The following is a 16989-nucleotide window of genomic DNA, read 5'->3' on the forward strand; positions in this document are numbered from 1 at the left end:
CCCCCCCCCCCCCCCCCCCCCCCCCCCCCCCCCCCCCCCCCCCCCCCCCCCCCCCCCCCCCCCCCCCCCCCCCCCCCCCCCCCCCCCCCCCCCCGGGCCGGGAGCCGTAGTCCGGGGAACCGGCCGGTTCTGCCCGCGGACCAGCCGATCCAGGGACCTGCCGGGAGCGGCGGGCCGAGGGGCATGGCTGCGGAACCAGTGGTCCAGACCGCGAACCAGTCGAACCAGCCCGGAGGCCAGCTCGACTCAACCCGGGACCAGCCGACCCAGCCCAGGCCAGCTGGTCCAGCCCGGAGGCCAGCTCGAAACTGCCCGTGGCCAGCCCGGAAACCAGCCCGACCCAGCCCGGAGACCAGCTTGCGAAACAGCCCGTGCCCAGCCTGACCTAGCCCAGAGACCAGCTCAAAACTGCCCGTGCCCAGCCCGATCCAGCCCCGGAACCAGCTCGCGAAACAGCTCGATCCAGCCCAGTGATCAGCTTGCGAAACAGCCCGTGCCTAGCCTGATCTAGCCCAGAGACCAGCTCAAAACAGCCTGCGCCTAGTCCGGCCCAGCCCGGAGGCCAGCTTGCAAAACAGCCCGTGCCTAGCCCGGCCCAGCTCGGGGGTCAGCTCGCGAAACAGCCCGTGTCCAGCCCGATCCAGCCCAAGGACCAGCCCGAACCAGCCCAAAGACCAGCCCGAGCCAGGCCGACGCAGCCGGAGTACCGGCCCGATCCGGACCGGCCGCGTTGGCCCGGGTACCGCGCCCAGGGCCCAGTGCCCAGGGCGTTGTCCGAGGACCCAAGCCAGGCACGTCAGCCCTAGACCCAGACCCCAGATCCAGGACCGCAAGCCCAGCTCAACGGCCCAGCCCAGCGACCGGCCCGTCTCGGCCGCGCCGAAAGCCTGGCCAGCACCTCAGACCGGGAACCCCACCGAGAACCCAGTCCGGAGCACGCTGGTCAGCCATCCAGCCGCGGACCTCACCCGTGGGTCAGTCGGTGAGCCTTCCCCACGAATAGTCCTGTTTCGCGAGCTTCAGGTACACGAACAGCTCCGTCGAGACGACGCCCGCGATGGGCCGTACCTCGTCGCCGAGTACGGACAGCAGGTGGTCGTCGTCGCGGCACAGCAGTTCTGTCAGCAGGTCGAAGCGGCCTGAGCAGAGTGCTACCTGGTGTACGTCGGCGACCTTGGCCAGTTGCTGGGCCACTTCGCGGGCGTCTCCGTCCACCGTGATGCCGACCATGGCCCTTCGGGTCAGGTCGACGTGTTCCGGCGAGGTCACGGCGACTATCTGCACCATTTCCTCTCGCAGCAGCCGTTGTACTCGCTGCCGCACCGCGCCCTCCGAAAGACCCACCGCCTTGGCCAGTGCGGTGAACGACGCCCTGCCGTCTTCCTGTAACAGCGTGATGAGCGTCCGGTCGGTCCCGTCTAGCGCTCTCGGAGCACGCGGTTCCTCGATTTTCGTACGGTTTTCGTCACCCATGCCGTCCCTCCCTGTGTTTCGGCATGTGATTCGTCAGACGCGCAGCGTATCGGCAGGAGCGCGAGAGCAGGAGACCCTTTCCCGTTTTCTTCTCCAGATGGCGGACATGTGCGTTCGCGCACGCCGCCGTTCTGGTGCGGGCAAACACCGGGTACGGTCGCGGACCGCCTATCCCGAGGAGGAATATTCCAATGACCGAAGCCGTCGCCGCGCCCGTGGTGCCGGCCAAAGGGCTCCGTTCGAACGCGCTCGGCATGGTGTCTTCGACGGTGATCGGGATGTCGTCGACGGCTCCGGCCTATTCGATCGCCGCGACGCTCGGGTTCATCGTGCTCGCCGGGACGGGGTTCAAGGCCGCCGCGTTCGTGCTGCTGTCGTTCGTACCGGTGCTGTTCGTCGCCTTCGCCTTCCGGGAGCTCAACGCGGCCGAACCGGATTGCGGCACCAACTTCACCTGGGCGACCCGCGCGTTCGGCAGCCGGGTCGGCTGGATGACCGGGTGGGTCGTCCTGGTGGAGCAGCTGCTCGTGATGAGCAGCCAGTCCGCGCTGACCGGCCGGTACACGCTGCTGCTGTTTGGTCTAGACGACCTGGCCGACAACCGCGCGGTGACGACTGCGATCGGAGGCGCGTGGCTGCTCGCGCTGTGCTGGCTGTGCTACCGCGGCATCGAGGTGTCCGCACGGGCGCAGTGGATTCTCCTCGGCATCGAACTCGCCGTATTGGCGATCTTTTCCGTCGTAGCGCTCGCGCGCGTCTACGGCGGCACGGCGGGGCCGCAGGCGACCACGCCGCGGTGGGACTGGCTGTGGCCGAGCGGGGTCAGCGTCGGGGCGGCGGTGTCGGCGGTGCTGCTCGCGGTTTTCATCTACTGGGGCTGGGAGAGTTCGCTTTCGGTGAACGAGGAATCGGCTGACCCGCGGCACGCGCCGGGCCGGGCGGCGATCCTGTCCACTGTGCTGCTGGTGCTCAACTACCTGCTGGTGACCGTCGCCGCGCTGGCCTTCGCGGGCGTCGGCGAGCACGGCATCGGGTTGGCCAACGAGGCGAACGCCGAGGACGTGCTCGCCGGGCTGGGCGGCGCGGTGTTCGGAACGTCCGGGTTCGGCAAGGTCATGGGGGTGCTGCTGATCGTGTCGGTGCTGACCAGCGGCGCGGCCACCAGCCAGGCGACGATCATGCCCGCCGCGCGCACGACGTTGTCGATGGCCAGCCACGGCGCGCTGCCCAAGGTGTTCGGCCGGGTGCATCCGAAGTACCAGACGCCGTCGGTGACCACCTGGACGTTTGGGTTGGTGTCGCTCGCCTTGTACGTCCTGCTCGCGTTGTGGAGCCGGAACGTGCTCACGGATTCGGTCGACGCCGTCGGGCTCACGATCGCGATCGAGTTCACGGTGACGGCGCTTGCGTGCGTGTGGGTTTTTCGCCGGACACTGTTGTCGAGCGTGCGCAACTTCCTGCTTCGCGGCGTACTGCCCTTCGTGGGCGGCGTGTTCTTCTTGGCCGTCCTGGTGCTCGCGGCGATCGCGTACGCGAAGCCTGACGCCGGAGAGACCACTGTGTTCGGCATAGGCGGCGTCGCGGTGATTGGTGTCGTGGCGATCCTCGTCGGCTTCCCGTTGATGTTCGCCGTGCAACGCGCCTGCCGTGACTTCTTCGCCGGGCGACGTCTGACGCGCGGCGCCGTTGCCCGCGACGGTCAGACCATCGAAAGTTAGCAGCGGCGAAGCAGGTCCTCTTCGGTCTCGCGGCGTACGAGGAGCGTCGCGTGACCGTCGCGGACGCCGACCAACGGCGGGCGGCCGACGAGGTTGTAGTTCGACGCCAGCGAGTGGTGGTACGCGCCGGTGCACGGTACGGCCAGCAAGTCGCCGACGTGAATGTCGCCGGGTAGAGACACATCCGCAAGGATGTCGCCGGACTCGCAGTGCCGTCCGACAACCGTCATCGGCGTACGCGCGGCTTTCGTGCGACGGCCGACGAGACGCGCGGTGTAACGCGCGCCGTACAGGGCGGGGCGCGGGTTGTCACTCATGCCGCCGTCGACAGCGACAAAAGTGCGCGCGCCTCGCTTCACCGCGCACACGCGGTAAACGGTGATCCCTGCCGGGCCGACGATCGCTCGGCCAGGCTCGATAGTCAGGCGTGGCAAGGGGAAGTCATGCGACGAGCATTCGTAGCCAAGCGCGACACGGAGTCGTCGTGCGTACCCGTCGAGGTCGAAGGATGCTTCGCGCTCGGCGTACGGTATCGCGTGCCCGCCGCCGAGATCCAAGTCGCGCAACGTGATTCCGTAGTGGTCGCGGATGTGGACGAGCACTTCGACCATCCGTCGCGCGGCTTCTTCGTAACGGTCCACACGGGACACTTGCGAGCCGATGTGGCAGTGGAGACCGGTTAATTGCAGGCTCGGCTGCGAAAGCACTGCCGCGACAGCGCGGTCGACGTTGTCGCGTACGTCAGGGCGCAGCGAGAAGCCGAACTTCTGTCCTTCGGTGCCTGTTGTGATTGCCGCGTGCGTGTCGCCGTTGACGCCGGGCGTGACGCGGATGAGGACCCGTTGCGCCCCGTGCGCGAGAGCGCCGAGTTGCTCGATTTCGTCGAGAGAGTCGAGGACGATGCGGCCGACGCCGTACTGCAGCGCGGCTTTCAGATCTTCCAGCGTCTTCGCGTTGCCGTGCAACAGAATGCGCTCCGCGGGAAAACCGACAGCGCGCGCGACGGCGATTTCTCCGGCCGAGCACGTGTCGAGCGACAGTCCTTCTTCGGCGACCCAACGCAACACTGCTCGCGTGCAGAGCGCCTTGCTTGCGAAGGCGACGTCGGCCTCCGGCAGCGCACGGCGGTACGCGCCGGCCGTTTCGCGCACCTGTTCCTCGTCGATGAGATAGGCAGGCGTACCGAAGCGCGCGGCCAGGTGGCTGACCGGCGCGCCGGCGAAGAGCAGCTCACCGCCTTCGCCGAGCTTCGTGCCTTGCGGCCAGAGTCCCGGTTCTAGATGGTCGGCGGCCTCGCAGCCGAGACTCGGGAGCAGCTCGCTGAGCGTCACGGTTACCTCCGGTCGATGTCGATCGCGGCGAACCTCGTCAGCACACTGCGCCGACATCCGATCGGAACGTCCCGGAAACGGGCCCCTGACGGCCCTGGCGGTCGTGCTGACGCGTCCTTAACGCGCGAGTAACGTCCGCCACACCCTGGTTGAGCTGCGCTGACGGGTTAGGAAAGCCCCCACGTGGACAGGATTCCGAACAGCTGGTCCCGTTCGGCGGCGGTCAGCAGCCTGCTCGGCGGCCGCACGTCCGGGCGGCACAGGCCGAGTTGCGAGAGCGCGTCCTTGACCACGCTGACGTTGTTGGCGTTGCCCTGCGCGGCGCGCATCTCCTCGAACGGGCGGATGCGGTCCCAAATCTCCATCGCTCCGGCGAAATCGTGGTTGCGCAGGTGACGGAACAGGTCGAGCGAGATCTGCGGCGCGACGTTCACCAGACCGGAGGTGAAGCCCGTCGCGCCGACCGCGAAGTACCCAGGGGCGGACAGTTCGGCGAGACCGGCGATCCATACGAAGCGCTCGTACCCCGCGTCGCGCGCGACGGTGCGGAAGCGCACCGGGTCCGGCACCGCGTACTTCACGCCGAGCACGTTCGGTGCGGCGTCGGCCAGCTGTGCCAGGTCTGAACCCTCGATGGCGGGGTTGCGCACGTACAGGACAACCCCGAGTTCGGGCACTTCGTTCGCGATAGCGCGGTGGTAGTCGATCCAGCCCGCGCGCGATACGTACGGGTGCACGGGCTGATGGATCATCACCATGTCCGCGCCAGAAGCGCGCGCGTGCTTCGCGGCCTTCACGGCTGTACGCACGTCATGGCCGACGCCAGCGAGGACGCTCGCCTCGCGCGCGGCCTTCGCGGCGAGTTCGAGACATTGCCGCGTTTCTTGCTCGTCGAGCGCGTAGAACTCGCCGGTGTTGCCGTTCGGCGTCACGACCTCGACGCCGCTCAGCACGAGCCGTTCGACGAGCCGCTCGTACGTCTCGGCGTCCACGTCTCCGGCCGCGGTGAAGGGGGTCACGGGGATCGCCACCACGCCGGCGAGCCGCTGTCGCTGTTTCTCGAACGCCACGAGCAGATCCGATCTGATATATGATGTCTCAACGATCGGAGGGTAACACGAGACTGACCAGGACAAGCGTCCTGATCTTTGGGATAGGCGTCCTAAATCAAGGGCGCCGAGTGAGTCGGCACGCCCTGCACCAGGGCGTGCCGGAACTCAGCGCAGGGCGTCCAGCGCGAACGCCGCGTACATCGCCACCCCGGCGGCCATCGCCGGTTCGTGGAACTTCACCCGGTTCGAGTGGTTGTCCTCGGTAGTCGCCGGATCCGCTCCCGGCTCGCGCGCTCCGATGAACGCGAACGCGCCCGGAACTCGTTGCAGCACATACGAGAAGTCCTCCGCGCCCATGATCGGCGTGGTCAGCTCCTCGACGTTGTCCGCCCCCAGCACCTCGGCTCCCAGCGACAACACCTCGGCCGCCACCGCTGGGTCGTTGACCGTCGTCGGGTAGCCCGGGTCGACTCCAGCCGACACGCGACAGCCGTGTGCCGCTCCGACCGCCTCGCAGACCTTCGGCAATTCCTCGCGGACGAACGAACGCGTCGACTCCGACAGCGTGCGAATGGTCCCCTCGAGCACCGCGGTCTCGGGGATGATGTTCGTCGTCGTTCCCGCCTGGATGCGGGTCACCGAGACCACCGCCGGGTCGAAGACGCTGATCCGGCGCGTGACCATCGTCTGCAGCGCGCCGACCATCGCCGCCGCGGCCGGGACCGGGTCGATGGCGTCCTGCGGGGCCGAACCGTGCCCGCCGCGGCCGGTGACCTCGACGCTGAACGTGTCGGCCGACGCCATCATCGGCCCACCGCGCACCTGCAGGACGCCGCTCGGGCTGTTGGCGATCGTGTGGATGCCGAACGCTCGCGTGACGCGCGTGCCCGCCGCGTCCAGCACTCCCTCGTGGATCATGTGCCGCGCGCCGTGGAGGCCCTCTTCGCCCGGCTGGAACATGAACACCACCGAGCCAGCCAGGTCGTCGACGCGCGCCGCCAGCAGCCGCGCCGCGGAGGCGAGCATCGCGACGTGCGTGTCGTGTCCGCAGGCGTGCATCGAACCGTCGATCTCGGACGAGAACTCCAGGCCGGTGTCCTCGGTCAGCGGCAACGCGTCCATGTCGGCGCGCAGCAGCACGGCCGGTCCGGGACGGGCCCCGCGCAGCACGCCGGTGAGCGACGTCGTGGAGCGGCCGTCGGTGAGTTCGATCGGCAGGTCGGCCAGCGCGGCGCGGATCGCCGCCTGGGTGCGCGGCAGCTGCAAGCCCTGTTCAGGGTGCCGGTGCACAGCGCGGCGAAGCTCGACAGTGCGGTCCTGCAGCTGCCGGGCGGCGTCGAGCAGCCCGGCGTGGCGATTGCCGGGCAAGGTGGGGAGGTCGGTGGGTCCGCTCATGGCTCGATAGTGGCACCTCGCACGCTTCGGGCGCACCGTGCGTGCGTTCGCCAGCGAGGCGGAATACGGTGTGCGCATGGCGGTGCAAGAGCCGGTCACGGGCTTCGCGATAGCTGTGGTCCGTGAAGACGGTCGGTGGCGGTGCAGTGCGCTCGATTCCTCGGCGCTCTCAGAACTGGATGCGGCGATCACCGAGCTGGGCAAGCTCCGGTCGACCGGAGCGGCGTTCGGCCTGCTGGCCGTCGACGACGAGTTTTTCGTGATCGTCCGGCCGAGCCCGAGGGGACCGTCGCTGCTGCTGTCGGACGCCGCGGCGGCGCTCGACTACGACATCGCGGCCGACGTCCTCGACGTGCTGCGCGTCGACCCTCCCGACGAGGACGACGACGCGGTCTGGCCTGAGGGCGATCTCGAAATACTGGCCGACCTCGGCCTGCCCGGCGGCGAACTGGAGGTGATCGTCGGCGAGGTCGACCTCTACCCGGACGAACAGCTCCAGATGATCGCCCAGCGGTGCGGCTTCGAGGCCGAGTTCTCGAAACTGCTGGACCAGCTCTGAGACGCCCGGACGACACCGAGGCCGTGCGGGCCGCGCTGGAAGCGGCCCGCGCTCCCGGTGCCGACGTGCCCATCGGCGCGGTCGTCTTCGACCCCGACGGGCACCCGCTGGCCGCGGCCCGCAACGCGCGTGTCGAAATGGCCGACCCCACCGCGCACGCGGAGATCCTCGCCCTGCGCGCGGCGGCCCGGGAGTTCGGCGACGGCTGGCGGCTCGAAGGCTGCACGCTCGCGGTCACCCTGGAGCCGTGCACGATGTGCGCTGGCGCGCTCGTGCTCGCCCGCGTCGAGCGGCTGGTGTTCGGGGCCTGGGAGCCCAAGACGGGCGCGGTGTCGTCGCTGTGGGACGTCGTGCGCGACCGCCGCCTCAACCACCGGCCGGAAGTCCACGGCGGGGTGCTCGAAACCGAGTGCGCCGCGCTGCTCGAGACGTACTTCGCCGACCGTCGGCTCGGGGTCGAGTAGACCCCGCCGCAAGCCGCGAAGACGGTCCGGTATTGTTCTCGGCGGTGGCGTGTCCGAGCGGCCGAAGGAGCACGACTCGAAATCGTGTGACGGTTAATCCCGTCCGTGGGTTCAAATCCCACCGCCACCGCGTGCGAGTGGGCGAGCTATGTCGACGGAAAGCGTCGACGTGGCTCGCCCGCCGTGTTTCTGGGGGTGCAACCCCCAGGCCCGCCCGGAGGGGCTTCGCCCCCCCGGACCCCCGAGGCAGTGGGTCGCCTGGGCGTGGTGGGTGGCGGGAAGTTCTTGGGTGAATCTCGTGGGGTTACGGGCGGTTTGCTGTGTTTGGTCGGCTCGAAGGGGGTCGCTGGGCGCAGTAGTTTGGGTTTATGAGGGACGAGTTGCCGCCGGTGGGTAAGACTGCGGTGGGGGTTGCTGGGCTTCGGGCGTTGGAGAGCGGGCGGCCGGATCGATTGTTCGAGGATCCGTACGCGGGGGCGTTCTTTCATGCTGGGCGGGCGATCTTCGAGGGGCGTGAGAGGGATCGTCGGCTCGGGATGGTGTTCGCGCAGCAGGTGGCGGTGCGCACCCGGTTTTTCGACGACTTCGTTGCCGGTGGGGCGCAGACGGTGCTGCTCGCGGCTGGGCTCGACGCGCGGGCGTTTCGGCTCGACTGGCCGGACGGGGCGCGGGTGTTCGAGATTGATCTGCCGGACGTGCTTGCGTTCAAGGAATCGGTGCTGGCCGAGCAAGGGGCGCGGCCGCGGTGCGAGCGTGTGGCGGTAGCGGCGGATTTGCGGGAGGACTGGGGTGCCGCGCTGAAAGAGGCGGGATTCGACCCGGAGCGGCCGACGGTGTGGCTCGCTGAGGGGTTGCTCGTCTACCTCAGCCGGGAAGAGGCGGAGCGGCTGCTCACGGTCGTAACCGAGCTGTCCGCGCCGGGTAGCCGGGTTTCGTTCGAGCATCGGCCGGACGGCGAGCAGGACGGGTTGCTGGAGCTGGCACGCGAATCTCGTGCCGAAGTCACCACCCTTTGGCGTGGCGGTCTCGGCCGGGACGCTCCGGAGTGGCTCACGGCGCACGGCTGGCGGCCGGAAACCGTTACAGTCGCGGAACTTTCCGTCCGGTACGGACGCGAGCCGCTCGACAACACGCGTGGTGGATTCGTGACCGCGACTCGCTAATCCTCTTCCTGCAGCACCGGGGTTCCGAAAGCGTCGAGGAAAGTCGTTGCCTCTCCTATGGTCGCGACGCCGCGAGCGACCGCTTCCGCGATCGTTCCGCACGCCTCGCGCACCGCTGGCTCCCCGGAGCGGTCGCCGCCCAGCAGCGCGACGGCCGCCGGGGACACGCCTTCCGCGATCAGCATGACCCGCGCCGCGGTCTGATCTGCCAGCCGGTCAAGCAAATCCGCCAGGTCCAGGCCGACCGACGCGGTGCGTGCGGCGGCTTCGGCGGCCTGCCGGTAGTGCGCGTCCAGTTCGTCCGCGCTGCCCCGGAAACGCGCGGCCGGTTCGCCGCCCCATTTGCGTTCCGCGCTGTGCGCCCCGCGTTCGAACTCCAGCCGGGCCATCACCAAAACGTCGCGGCCGCTGGAGAGCGTGCGCGCGGATTCGCGGATCGTCTGCGGGGAACAGTCGATCTGGCGCAACGCGGCGATCGGATCCGGTGCGCCGATCGCGGCGGCCGCGGCACTCAATGAAGCAAGCCCGGCGGCCGCGTTGTCCAGCGCCGGGTGGAGGAACGGCATCAACTCAGCAGCGCCGTCGCGATCGTCGGGCGGTGCTGGTGGCCGCGGGCGGCCATCCGCAGCTGACCGGCGAGATCGGACGTCGCGTCGCCGAGGATGCGCGCGTCGACGTCCCGCGCGGCGAGCGCGGCCTCCCACCGGGCCGCGATTTCCCGCGCTGGCGCGGAAATACCCCACGGCGTCGATTCGAGACGGGCTTCGGCGAACCGGCCCGCCGCGCGGTCCGCGTCGGCAGCCGCTCGATCGAGCGCGTCCGCGGCGGCGTTGAGCCGCTCGCTCGTCGAACCTGCCATCGGGACCTCCGCTTCCGGGAGAGCGCGAACCGCGGCCCGCCACCCTCTGCAGAGATCTAACCCCATCGAGGTTCGCCGGGTCACTCGGCCGGGCGTGCGACGATTCCACATCGTGGGGATCCTTGACCAGCCGATCCCCGTCTGGCATGAATTGGAGTCATGCCAGAGAACCGGGGAGTGCCGCAGGCCGGCCGTGCCCCGGCGCGGACGGACGGTGAGGGCGTCGCCGCCCTCCTGAGGCGTCGCGGTCGTCTCGGCTCCCCTCCCGCGTAGGCGATTTCCCGCTGTCTTTTCCGTTGCCACAGCCGAATTCACCTCTTCTTCGGGAGTACCCCCATGTCGGTAGACCTGCCTGCCCGCCTGCGCTCGGCCAGCACGCCGGACGACGGAATCCTCGAAGGCCCGCGCGTCCTGCGCCGCCTCCCGGACGGCGTTGAAGAACGTCCCTACGAGCTTTTCACCCTGCGTCCCCTCGGACGGGTGATTGGCGCGGAAATCTCCGGAGTGGACCTCGGCGCGCCGGTGCCGCCGCGGCTGCGCGCGGAGCTGAACCGCGCGCTCCTGGAGTGGAAGGTGCTGTTCTTCCGCGACCAGCACATCACCTCGCGGCAGCAGCGTGAGTTCGCCGCGAACTGGGGTGAGCTGGAAACCAACCCGTTCATCCCGCGGGGCGATTCCGACGAGGTCGTGCGGTTCACCCGCACCGCCGGGATGCCCGGGTACGAGAACATCTGGCACACCGACGTCACCTGGCGGCCGAATCCGGCGCTCGGCTCGGTGCTGCGGCTGGTCGAGGTCCCGCCGGTCGGCGGCGACACGATGTGGGCCGACATGGCCGCCGCCTACGACAACCTGCCCGCCGACGTCCGCGAGCGGATCGACGGCCTCACCGCGGTGCACGATTTCGTCCCCGGTTTCGACCGGTTCACCGATCCGGACCTGCTGGTTCAATGGCAGGACGCGTACCCGCCGGTCGAACACCCGGTGGTGCGGACCCATCCGGAGACCGGACGGCGGACGTTGTTCGTGAACCAGGCGTTCACCACGCACATCGTCGGCCTCGACCGCGCCGAAAGCGACCGGCTGCTGCGGTATTTGTTCCTCCAGGCGCACACGCCGGAGTTCCAGGTGCGGTTCCGCTGGGAACCGGATTCGGTGGCGTTCTGGGACAACCGGGCGACCCAGCACTACGCGGTGAACGACTATCACCCGCACGTCCGGATCGCCGAGCGGGTGGCGATCGTCGGGGACCGGCCGTACTGAGCATCGGGATTCCGGAGCTCTCTCGGCGACCGCGCCCCGGGTCAGTTCTCTCGGGGAGCCCGGATGTTCAGCAGGTAGTGCTCACGAGTGGCGAGGCAGCCCGCCTTCCTCCCCTTCCGCGCTCCCCCGCGCGGTCAAGGCGGCGCCTCGCCACTCGCGAGGCTTCCCCGGGGCAGATCCGTGGAGCCGCGGTCGCGGGCGAAGCGGAAAGTCCCGCGCCCGCGGCTGTTTTCCCGGGTGGTGGCACCCGCGCACTCGACGACGGTCAACCCCCACGTGACCGTGTCGCCTCCCCCGCGGGGTGCTACCCGTGAGCTCGAAAGTGGTCTGTGCCACAGTTTTCGTGCTCATCGGTAAGGTACTCCCGGCCGGTACCAGTCGACCCCGGGCTTGAGCTGCATTTAAGGCAGATGCGCCGTCCGGGTGACGGCAAGATCGGCGGACTAGCCGCGAAGTCCTTCAACGGTCGCGAAGCCATCACTGACCGTCACGGTGGTGCCGCGCCGCGCGGACAGCTCGACAAACCGCCGCAGCGCTTCGTCGGCGTCCGCCCCTGTCAACGGTACGCACTCGTTGTCTTCGTCGCGGCGGATTGGCACTAATTCGACCCGCATCTCCTCGCCGACGACGCAGCCGGCGAGGAGGCCGTCGCGGTGCCGGTCGCGCATGGCCGGCCAGTCGAAGACGAGGTTGCCCAGGCTGTAGAGGATCGGGCGGCCCCGGTAGACCTCGACCGGTTGCACGGTGTGCGGTCCGTGGCCGACGACCAGGTCGGCACCGGCGTCGATGATCGCGCGCGCGTAGGTCACCTGGTATTCGGTCAGCTCGTCGCCGGGAAGGCCCCAGTGCATCGACACCACGACGTGGTCGGCCTCGGCGTGGGCCCGGCGGACGTCGGCGACCAGCAGTTCCAGGTCGCGGCGGATCGGCGTGGTGTGCACGATCGGCGGCCTGCCGGGGACGTCCAGGACGCGGGGATCCGGTTGGTACGAGGTGTAAGCGCCGGCCACCGCGACACCCGGCGAGTCTTCCGTCGCTTCCTGCCCGACGGGCCAGCACAGCGAGGTGTAGGCGAGGAACGCGATCCGGCCGCCAGGGCGTTCGAGGATCGCCGGCGCGTGTGCTTCGGCGAGGTTCGCGCCCGCGCCGCAATGCGCGATCCCGGCGCGGTCCAGCACGGCGAGGCTCGCCATCGCCGCGGCGGGCGGGTAGGTGACGTTGTTGGCCACCGACACCACGTCGATCTCGGCGGCGGTCAGCGCGGCGACCATCTCCGGCGGCGAGTGCCGCCAGTTCGGCTTGTGCGGGATGTCCATGCCGGTCGAGCCGGACAGCGGTCCTTCGAGATTCACGAACCGCACATCAGCACCGGTGAGCAGCGAGGTCAACGGGTCGAACGCGGTTTCCGGGTTCGCGCGGCCCTGCAGGTTGACGTCTCCGCCGAGTACGAGCGTGATCATTGCGTCAACCCGTCCAAAGGAGGAAATCCCTCCAGCTCGTTACGAATCGTTGCCCTTTCGTCTTCCTCCGCTTCGCTTGTTCGGGGGACGATGCCTCGACCGTTGACATGCAGAGGGGACTCAGGGTGACCATATCCCGTCGTCCCGCCGGGGGCCGCAGCGCCGGTGGGGCAAGACTGACCAGAGGCGCGGTTGCCGTCTCCGCCGCTGCTCTCGCGCTTGGCGGACTGGCCGCTCCGGCTTCGGCGACGCCGAGCGCGGACGCCCTGATCGCCGAGGTCTACGGCGGCGGCGGCAATTCCGGCGCGACGCTGACCAACGACTTCATCGAGCTGGCCAACCACGGTGGCGCGCCGGTCGCGCTCGACGGTTACAGCGTCCAGTACCTGCCCGCTTCGGCGAGCGCGTCGAGCAAATGGCAGGTCACGCCGCTTACCGGGTCGGTCGCGCCGAAGGGCCGCTACCTCGTCGCGGAGGGGAAGGGCAACGGTGGCACGGTCGCGCTGCCGACGCCGGACGCGACTGGAAGCATCGCGATGTCCGCGACCGCCGGCACCGTCGCGCTCGTGTCCGACAGTGCGCCGCTGACCTGCAAGACCGCCGCCGACTGCGCGGCGGACAGCCGGGTCAAGGATCTGGTCGGCTTCGGCGACGCTGTTGTCCGCGAAGGGGAACCGGCCGCGGCGCCGTCCAACACGACTTCGGTGGCGCGTGCGGCGACGCTCGCCGACACCGACAACAACAGCGCGGACTTCGCCGTCGGCGACCCGACGCCCACCAACACCAAGGGCGAGACCACCGGCACCCAGCCCGGCGAGCCGGGTGTTCCGGCGAAGATCCACGACATCCAGGGCACGACGCGGATTTCGCCGTTCAAGGACAAGCAGGTCGAGGACGTCACCGGCATCGTCACCGCGGTGCGGAGCTTCGGCTCGGCGCGCGGGTTCTGGATGACCGACCCGCACCCGGACAGCGACCCGCGCACCAGCGAAGGCCTGTTCGTGTTCACCGGATCGACCACCCCGGCGGTGGCGGTCGGCGACGCGGTCACCGCGCAGGGCAAGGTCAAGGAGTACTACCCGGACGCGCCCGCGACCTCGAACTATCAGTCGCTGACCGAACTGACCAGTGCACAGTGGACGGTCGACTCCTCGGGCAATCCGCTGCCCGCCCCGACCGTGCTGACGCCGGACCAGGTGCCGGATGTGCTGGCCCCCAACGCGGGCGGCAACATCGAGCCGCTGCCGCTTGAGCCGTCGAAGTACGCGCTGGACTTCTGGGAATCGCACGAAAGCGAGATCGTGCAGATTTCCGACGCGCGCGTCGTCGGCCCGAGCAACAAGTACGGCGAGCTGTACGTGACCACGAAGCCGCAGCAGAACCCGACTCCGCGCGGCGGCACGGTTTACCTTGGGTACGACAAGATCAACACTGGTGTGTTGAAGGTTCAGTCGATCATCCCGTCCTCGCAGCAGGCGGCTCCGAAGGTGAACACTGGCGACGTTCTTACCGGCGTCACCTCGGGTCCGGTGGAGTACAGCAACTTCGGCGGGTACACGCTGCTCGCGTCGAAGCTGGGTGCGGCCAAGGACAACAAGCTGCAGCGGGAAACCACGCGCAAGCAGCGTCCGGGCGAGCTTTCGGTGGCGACGTACAACGTCGAGAACCTCGCACCGTCCGATTCGGACACTAAGTACGCCCAGCTCGCGCACGGCATCGTCGACAACCTCGCGACGCCGGACATTGTTACGCTGGAAGAAATTCAGGACAACAGCGGTGCTACCGACGACGGCACTATTGACGCCGACGCGACATTGAAGAAGTTCACCGACGCGATCGTCGCCGCGGGTGGCCCGCAGTACCAGTGGCGGCAGATCAACCCGGTGAACGACGAGGACGGCGGACAGCCGGGCGGGAACATCCGGGTCGGCTTCCTGTTCAACCCTGCTCGGGTGTCCTTTGTGGATCGTCCGGGTGGTAGCCCGACATCTTCGGTGGGCGTGGTTTCCGACCATGGCAAGGCACATCTGACGCAGTCGCCGGGCCGGGTCGACCCAGGCAACGAGGCGTGGGAGGACAGCCGCAAGCCGCTGGCCGGAGAGTTCGTGTTCCGCGGCCGGACGGTGTTCGTGCTCGCGAACCACTTCAACTCAAAGGGCGGCGACCAGCCGACGCATGGGCGTTACCAGCCGCCGACGCGCAGCTCCGAGGTGCAGCGGCAGAAGCAGGCGACTGTCCTGCAGGGGTTTGTGGCGCAGCTGCTCAACGCGGACCCGCGGGCTAACCTGGTGGTCGCTGGTGACTTGAACGATTACCAGTTCTCGCCCGCGCTGGCGAAGCTGACTTCGGGCGGGTTGGTGAAGGACCTGATCACGACGCTGCCGCCGGCTGAGCGGTACAGCTACGTGTATGAGGGTCAGTCGCAGGTGCTGGACCACATTCTGGCGTCGGCCGCCCCGCGTGGGGTGGATTATGACGTGGTGCATGTCAATGCCGAGTTCGCCGACCAGGCTAGCGACCATGACCCACAGGTGGTGCGATTCCGGCCTTCGGCGGGGAATCCGTTCGCGGACTTCGCGAATGACGTGCTGGATCAGTTCGACCGGTTGTTGCACCGGACTGCGTAGTTGATGTGCTGCGAGGGGTTTCCTCGGAAATCTGGGGAAACCCCTCGCTATTTCTAGTTCAACTCCGCGCCAGGTGCGGCACGAATTGATGGTGTCTCTGGGATGTCTGCTGAGGACAACAACAGCTCAGTTGTTGGCAGCGAACGCAGGGGGTCCCGTCCTCGCTGAGGTGAAGGTTCGAAGGACATTTTTGTTCCGCGTAAGTATGCGTCGATCGCGATCATTCTTGTTCGACGGCTTCCCAAGTCGCTGGAATTTCGAACGCTTCGCGCGTAAGCTACTGCGCTCTGATCTATTTCCGACGTTCGTGACAGGTTCAAGTCGCCCAGCGAAACCAGCCCATTGACTGTGTCGGAAAAGTCCCGCAATCGAGTGGATACCAATGCGCGCTCGTCTCGGTCGAACGGTAGTTCTTCCCTCCTGCCGGCGAGTGCTAAGAAAAGCGAGTAAAAGTCCACCTTCCGATGCCATCGCATCTTTCCTGGCCAGGTGAGGAGGTGTTCTAGCTCGCCTAATACTGTGGAGAAGATACTTTCTATCAGGGTTCGGTCTGGAAACTCCTCTTCAAAGGATGCGTAGTACCCGTCCAGAGCTGTCTTCTTATTCTGGGGGCCGAAAAGCGTGCCGATTGTCAGCTCGCTAACAAATTCTACGTCATTCATGCGACGGATATCATTGCTGCTGAATAATCCCGAGTTTACCCAGAACTCCTTCTTGCTGAGCTCTTCCATGCAGGTAATGAAGTCGCCCCAGTAGGTGGCATGACGTAGCTCTTGCCGGTTGAGGGCAATGTTATTTCGGTTGATCCTGCCGAATATTTCCCTGATTTTTTCGTTGGCCAGGTCAGGCAACGCTCTAACCACGAACTTGTACTCGAATATCCGCTGCCGATGCTCAGCGGAAAGCTGATCGAATCTGAATCCGTTTAGATGTTCAGATTCTTCCCCGAGTGGAAATTTATTGGAGATAAACTCAAGGCAGGAACGGATTCGCTGCTGGCCGTCGACGACGACGTGAGTTTCCTCGCCGTTGCTATTCACGTTGGTTTGAAGATAGATCTCCGGAACGGGAAAGCCGCGAATTATGGAATCGATAAGGTAAGCTTTTTGCTGCTCTCGCCATACTAGATTTCTTTGAAATGGAGGGCGCATGTCGAGCTCATTGCTATTGAGGCGCTGCCAGAACCAGGAAACGGTGTGATGGGCTACTTCAAGGAAACGTTGTGGAGATTGATTGAAATAGTAATCTGTCATGATTCGTTCCCTGAAATTCGAGCGCTGGCGAAATGTTCCCTGAGGCGTCTCGTGTTGTTGACGTGATAGGTTCGCAATGAATCGATATCTCGGTATATCCGACAGCTAACTTCCCTACCGTTAACGGGGTGTCGGTTCGATGCGTGCGCAAGACCAGTGGTCCAAGTGTGCCCGAAAGAAATAAATTGCAGTACTTTGTCCGTCGCTATGGCTCCGTCGAAGATCAAGCTTTCACGATGCCGTCTCAGATACTCAGAAACTGGTATGCTTGGATGGAGTCGGTCTGCTGGCCCGAGTGCCCTCAGTTCTCGCCATGCGGTGTCAAAATGGTGCGTACTGATGACCGCTACATCAATGTCCGAGTCGTCGTGA

General features: G+C 67.2%; 14 protein-coding genes and 1 tRNA gene. 7 read left to right on the top strand and 8 right to left on the bottom strand.

Annotated elements, in window-relative coordinates:
- Positions 1 to 975: 975 nt before the first annotated feature.
- On the bottom strand, positions 976 to 1473 hold the full coding sequence (locus ACZ63D_RS30535) for an Lrp/AsnC family transcriptional regulator (protein ID WP_465357824.1): 498 nt from the start codon (positions 1471 to 1473) through the stop codon (positions 976 to 978).
- Positions 1474 to 1664: 191 nt separating this feature from the next.
- On the opposite strand from ACZ63D_RS30535, the gene ACZ63D_RS30540 reads away from it, so the two are divergent.
- Entirely contained in the window at positions 1665 to 3191 is a 1527-nt protein-coding gene (locus ACZ63D_RS30540) for an APC family permease (RefSeq protein WP_465357825.1), read from the top strand.
- Here ACZ63D_RS30540 and lysA read toward each other — a convergent pair.
- The 3 genes from lysA to ACZ63D_RS30555 all read right to left on the bottom strand — a co-directional run bounded on the left by lysA (position 3188) and on the right by ACZ63D_RS30555 (position 6969).
- Positions 3188 to 4522, bottom strand: coding sequence for a diaminopimelate decarboxylase (gene lysA / locus ACZ63D_RS30545; RefSeq protein WP_465357826.1), 1335 nt, complete (start codon positions 4520 to 4522; stop codon positions 3188 to 3190). The genes ACZ63D_RS30540 and lysA overlap by 4 nt on opposite strands.
- 167 nt (positions 4523 to 4689) lie before the next feature.
- A complete protein-coding gene (locus ACZ63D_RS30550) occupies positions 4690 to 5592 on the bottom strand; it encodes a dihydrodipicolinate synthase family protein (RefSeq protein ID WP_465357827.1) in 903 nt (300 codons plus the stop codon).
- Between the two features lie 147 nt (positions 5593 to 5739).
- Positions 5740 to 6969: a M20 metallopeptidase family protein gene (locus ACZ63D_RS30555; RefSeq protein ID WP_465357828.1), complete on the bottom strand. Its 1230-nt coding sequence runs from the start codon at positions 6967 to 6969 to the stop codon at positions 5740 to 5742.
- A gap of 76 nt (positions 6970 to 7045) precedes the next feature.
- On the opposite strand from ACZ63D_RS30555, the gene ACZ63D_RS30560 reads away from it, so the two are divergent.
- The 4 genes from ACZ63D_RS30560 to ACZ63D_RS30575 all read left to right on the top strand — a co-directional run bounded on the left by ACZ63D_RS30560 (position 7046) and on the right by ACZ63D_RS30575 (position 9155).
- On the top strand, positions 7046 to 7528 hold the full coding sequence (locus tag ACZ63D_RS30560) for a tRNA adenosine deaminase-associated protein (RefSeq protein ID WP_465357829.1): 483 nt from the start codon (positions 7046 to 7048) through the stop codon (positions 7526 to 7528).
- A 23-nt stretch (positions 7529 to 7551) separates the two neighbouring features.
- Positions 7552 to 7992, top strand: a complete 441-nt coding sequence (locus ACZ63D_RS30565) for a nucleoside deaminase (protein ID WP_465357830.1) — start codon at positions 7552 to 7554, stop codon at positions 7990 to 7992.
- Between the two features lie 43 nt (positions 7993 to 8035).
- Positions 8036 to 8122 (top strand) — tRNA-Ser (locus tag ACZ63D_RS30570).
- A 238-nt stretch (positions 8123 to 8360) separates the two neighbouring features.
- A complete protein-coding gene (locus ACZ63D_RS30575; protein WP_465357831.1) occupies positions 8361 to 9155 on the top strand; it encodes an SAM-dependent methyltransferase in 795 nt (264 codons plus the stop codon).
- On the opposite strand, the gene ACZ63D_RS30580 is transcribed toward ACZ63D_RS30575, so the two are convergent.
- Complete coding sequence (locus ACZ63D_RS30580; protein ID WP_465357832.1) at positions 9152 to 9721, bottom strand: hypothetical protein; 570 nt, start codon at positions 9719 to 9721, stop codon at positions 9152 to 9154. The genes ACZ63D_RS30575 and ACZ63D_RS30580 overlap by 4 nt on opposite strands.
- Positions 9721 to 10014, bottom strand: a complete 294-nt coding sequence (locus ACZ63D_RS30585) for a hypothetical protein (protein WP_465357833.1) — start codon at positions 10012 to 10014, stop codon at positions 9721 to 9723. Before ACZ63D_RS30585 ends, ACZ63D_RS30580 begins: the two co-directional genes overlap by 1 nt.
- Positions 10015 to 10350: 336 nt before the next feature.
- Here ACZ63D_RS30585 and ACZ63D_RS30590 point away from each other — a divergent pair, with 336 nt between their 5' ends.
- Positions 10351 to 11277: a TauD/TfdA dioxygenase family protein gene (locus tag ACZ63D_RS30590; RefSeq protein WP_465357834.1), complete on the top strand. Its 927-nt coding sequence runs from the start codon at positions 10351 to 10353 to the stop codon at positions 11275 to 11277.
- Positions 11278 to 11720: 443 nt separating this feature from the next.
- Here ACZ63D_RS30590 and ACZ63D_RS30595 read toward each other — a convergent pair whose 3' ends face one another.
- Complete coding sequence (locus ACZ63D_RS30595; RefSeq protein WP_465357835.1) at positions 11721 to 12737, bottom strand: CapA family protein; 1017 nt, start codon at positions 12735 to 12737, stop codon at positions 11721 to 11723.
- Between the two features lie 125 nt (positions 12738 to 12862).
- Here ACZ63D_RS30595 and ACZ63D_RS30600 point away from each other — a divergent pair, with 125 nt between their 5' ends.
- Entirely contained in the window at positions 12863 to 15364 is a 2502-nt protein-coding gene (locus ACZ63D_RS30600) for an endonuclease/exonuclease/phosphatase family protein (protein ID WP_465357836.1), read from the top strand.
- Positions 15365 to 15417: 53 nt separating this feature from the next.
- Here ACZ63D_RS30600 and ACZ63D_RS30605 read toward each other — a convergent pair whose 3' ends face one another.
- The gene (locus ACZ63D_RS30605; protein ID WP_465357837.1) at positions 15418 to 16617 is read right to left on the bottom strand and encodes a DUF262 domain-containing protein; all 1200 of its coding nucleotides are present in this window, start codon (positions 16615 to 16617) and stop codon (positions 15418 to 15420) included.
- Between the last annotated feature and the right edge of the window lie 372 nt (positions 16618 to 16989).

Source organism: Amycolatopsis sp. NPDC104775 (assembly GCF_055583325.1).

Excerpts from the sequence above, each read along its gene's own strand:
- ACZ63D_RS30575 (WP_465357831.1), top strand. The coding sequence starts at position 8,361 with ATGAGGGACGAGTTGCCGCCGGTGGGTAAGACTGCGGTGGGGGTTGCT.
- ACZ63D_RS30590 (WP_465357834.1), top strand. The coding sequence starts at position 10,351 with ATGTCGGTAGACCTGCCTGCCCGCCTGCGCTCGGCCAGCACGCCGGAC.
- ACZ63D_RS30605 (WP_465357837.1), bottom strand. The coding sequence starts at position 16,617 with ATGACAGATTACTATTTCAATCAATCTCCACAACGTTTCCTTGAAGTA.
- ACZ63D_RS30540 (WP_465357825.1), top strand. The coding sequence starts at position 1,665 with ATGACCGAAGCCGTCGCCGCGCCCGTGGTGCCGGCCAAAGGGCTCCGT.
- ACZ63D_RS30555 (WP_465357828.1), bottom strand. The coding sequence starts at position 6,969 with ATGAGCGGACCCACCGACCTCCCCACCTTGCCCGGCAATCGCCACGCC.
- ACZ63D_RS30580 (WP_465357832.1), bottom strand. The coding sequence starts at position 9,721 with ATGCCGTTCCTCCACCCGGCGCTGGACAACGCGGCCGCCGGGCTTGCT.
- ACZ63D_RS30560 (WP_465357829.1), top strand. The coding sequence starts at position 7,046 with ATGGCGGTGCAAGAGCCGGTCACGGGCTTCGCGATAGCTGTGGTCCGT.
- ACZ63D_RS30585 (WP_465357833.1), bottom strand. The coding sequence starts at position 10,014 with ATGGCAGGTTCGACGAGCGAGCGGCTCAACGCCGCCGCGGACGCGCTC.
- ACZ63D_RS30535 (WP_465357824.1), bottom strand. The coding sequence starts at position 1,473 with ATGGGTGACGAAAACCGTACGAAAATCGAGGAACCGCGTGCTCCGAGA.
- ACZ63D_RS30595 (WP_465357835.1), bottom strand. The coding sequence starts at position 12,737 with ATGATCACGCTCGTACTCGGCGGAGACGTCAACCTGCAGGGCCGCGCG.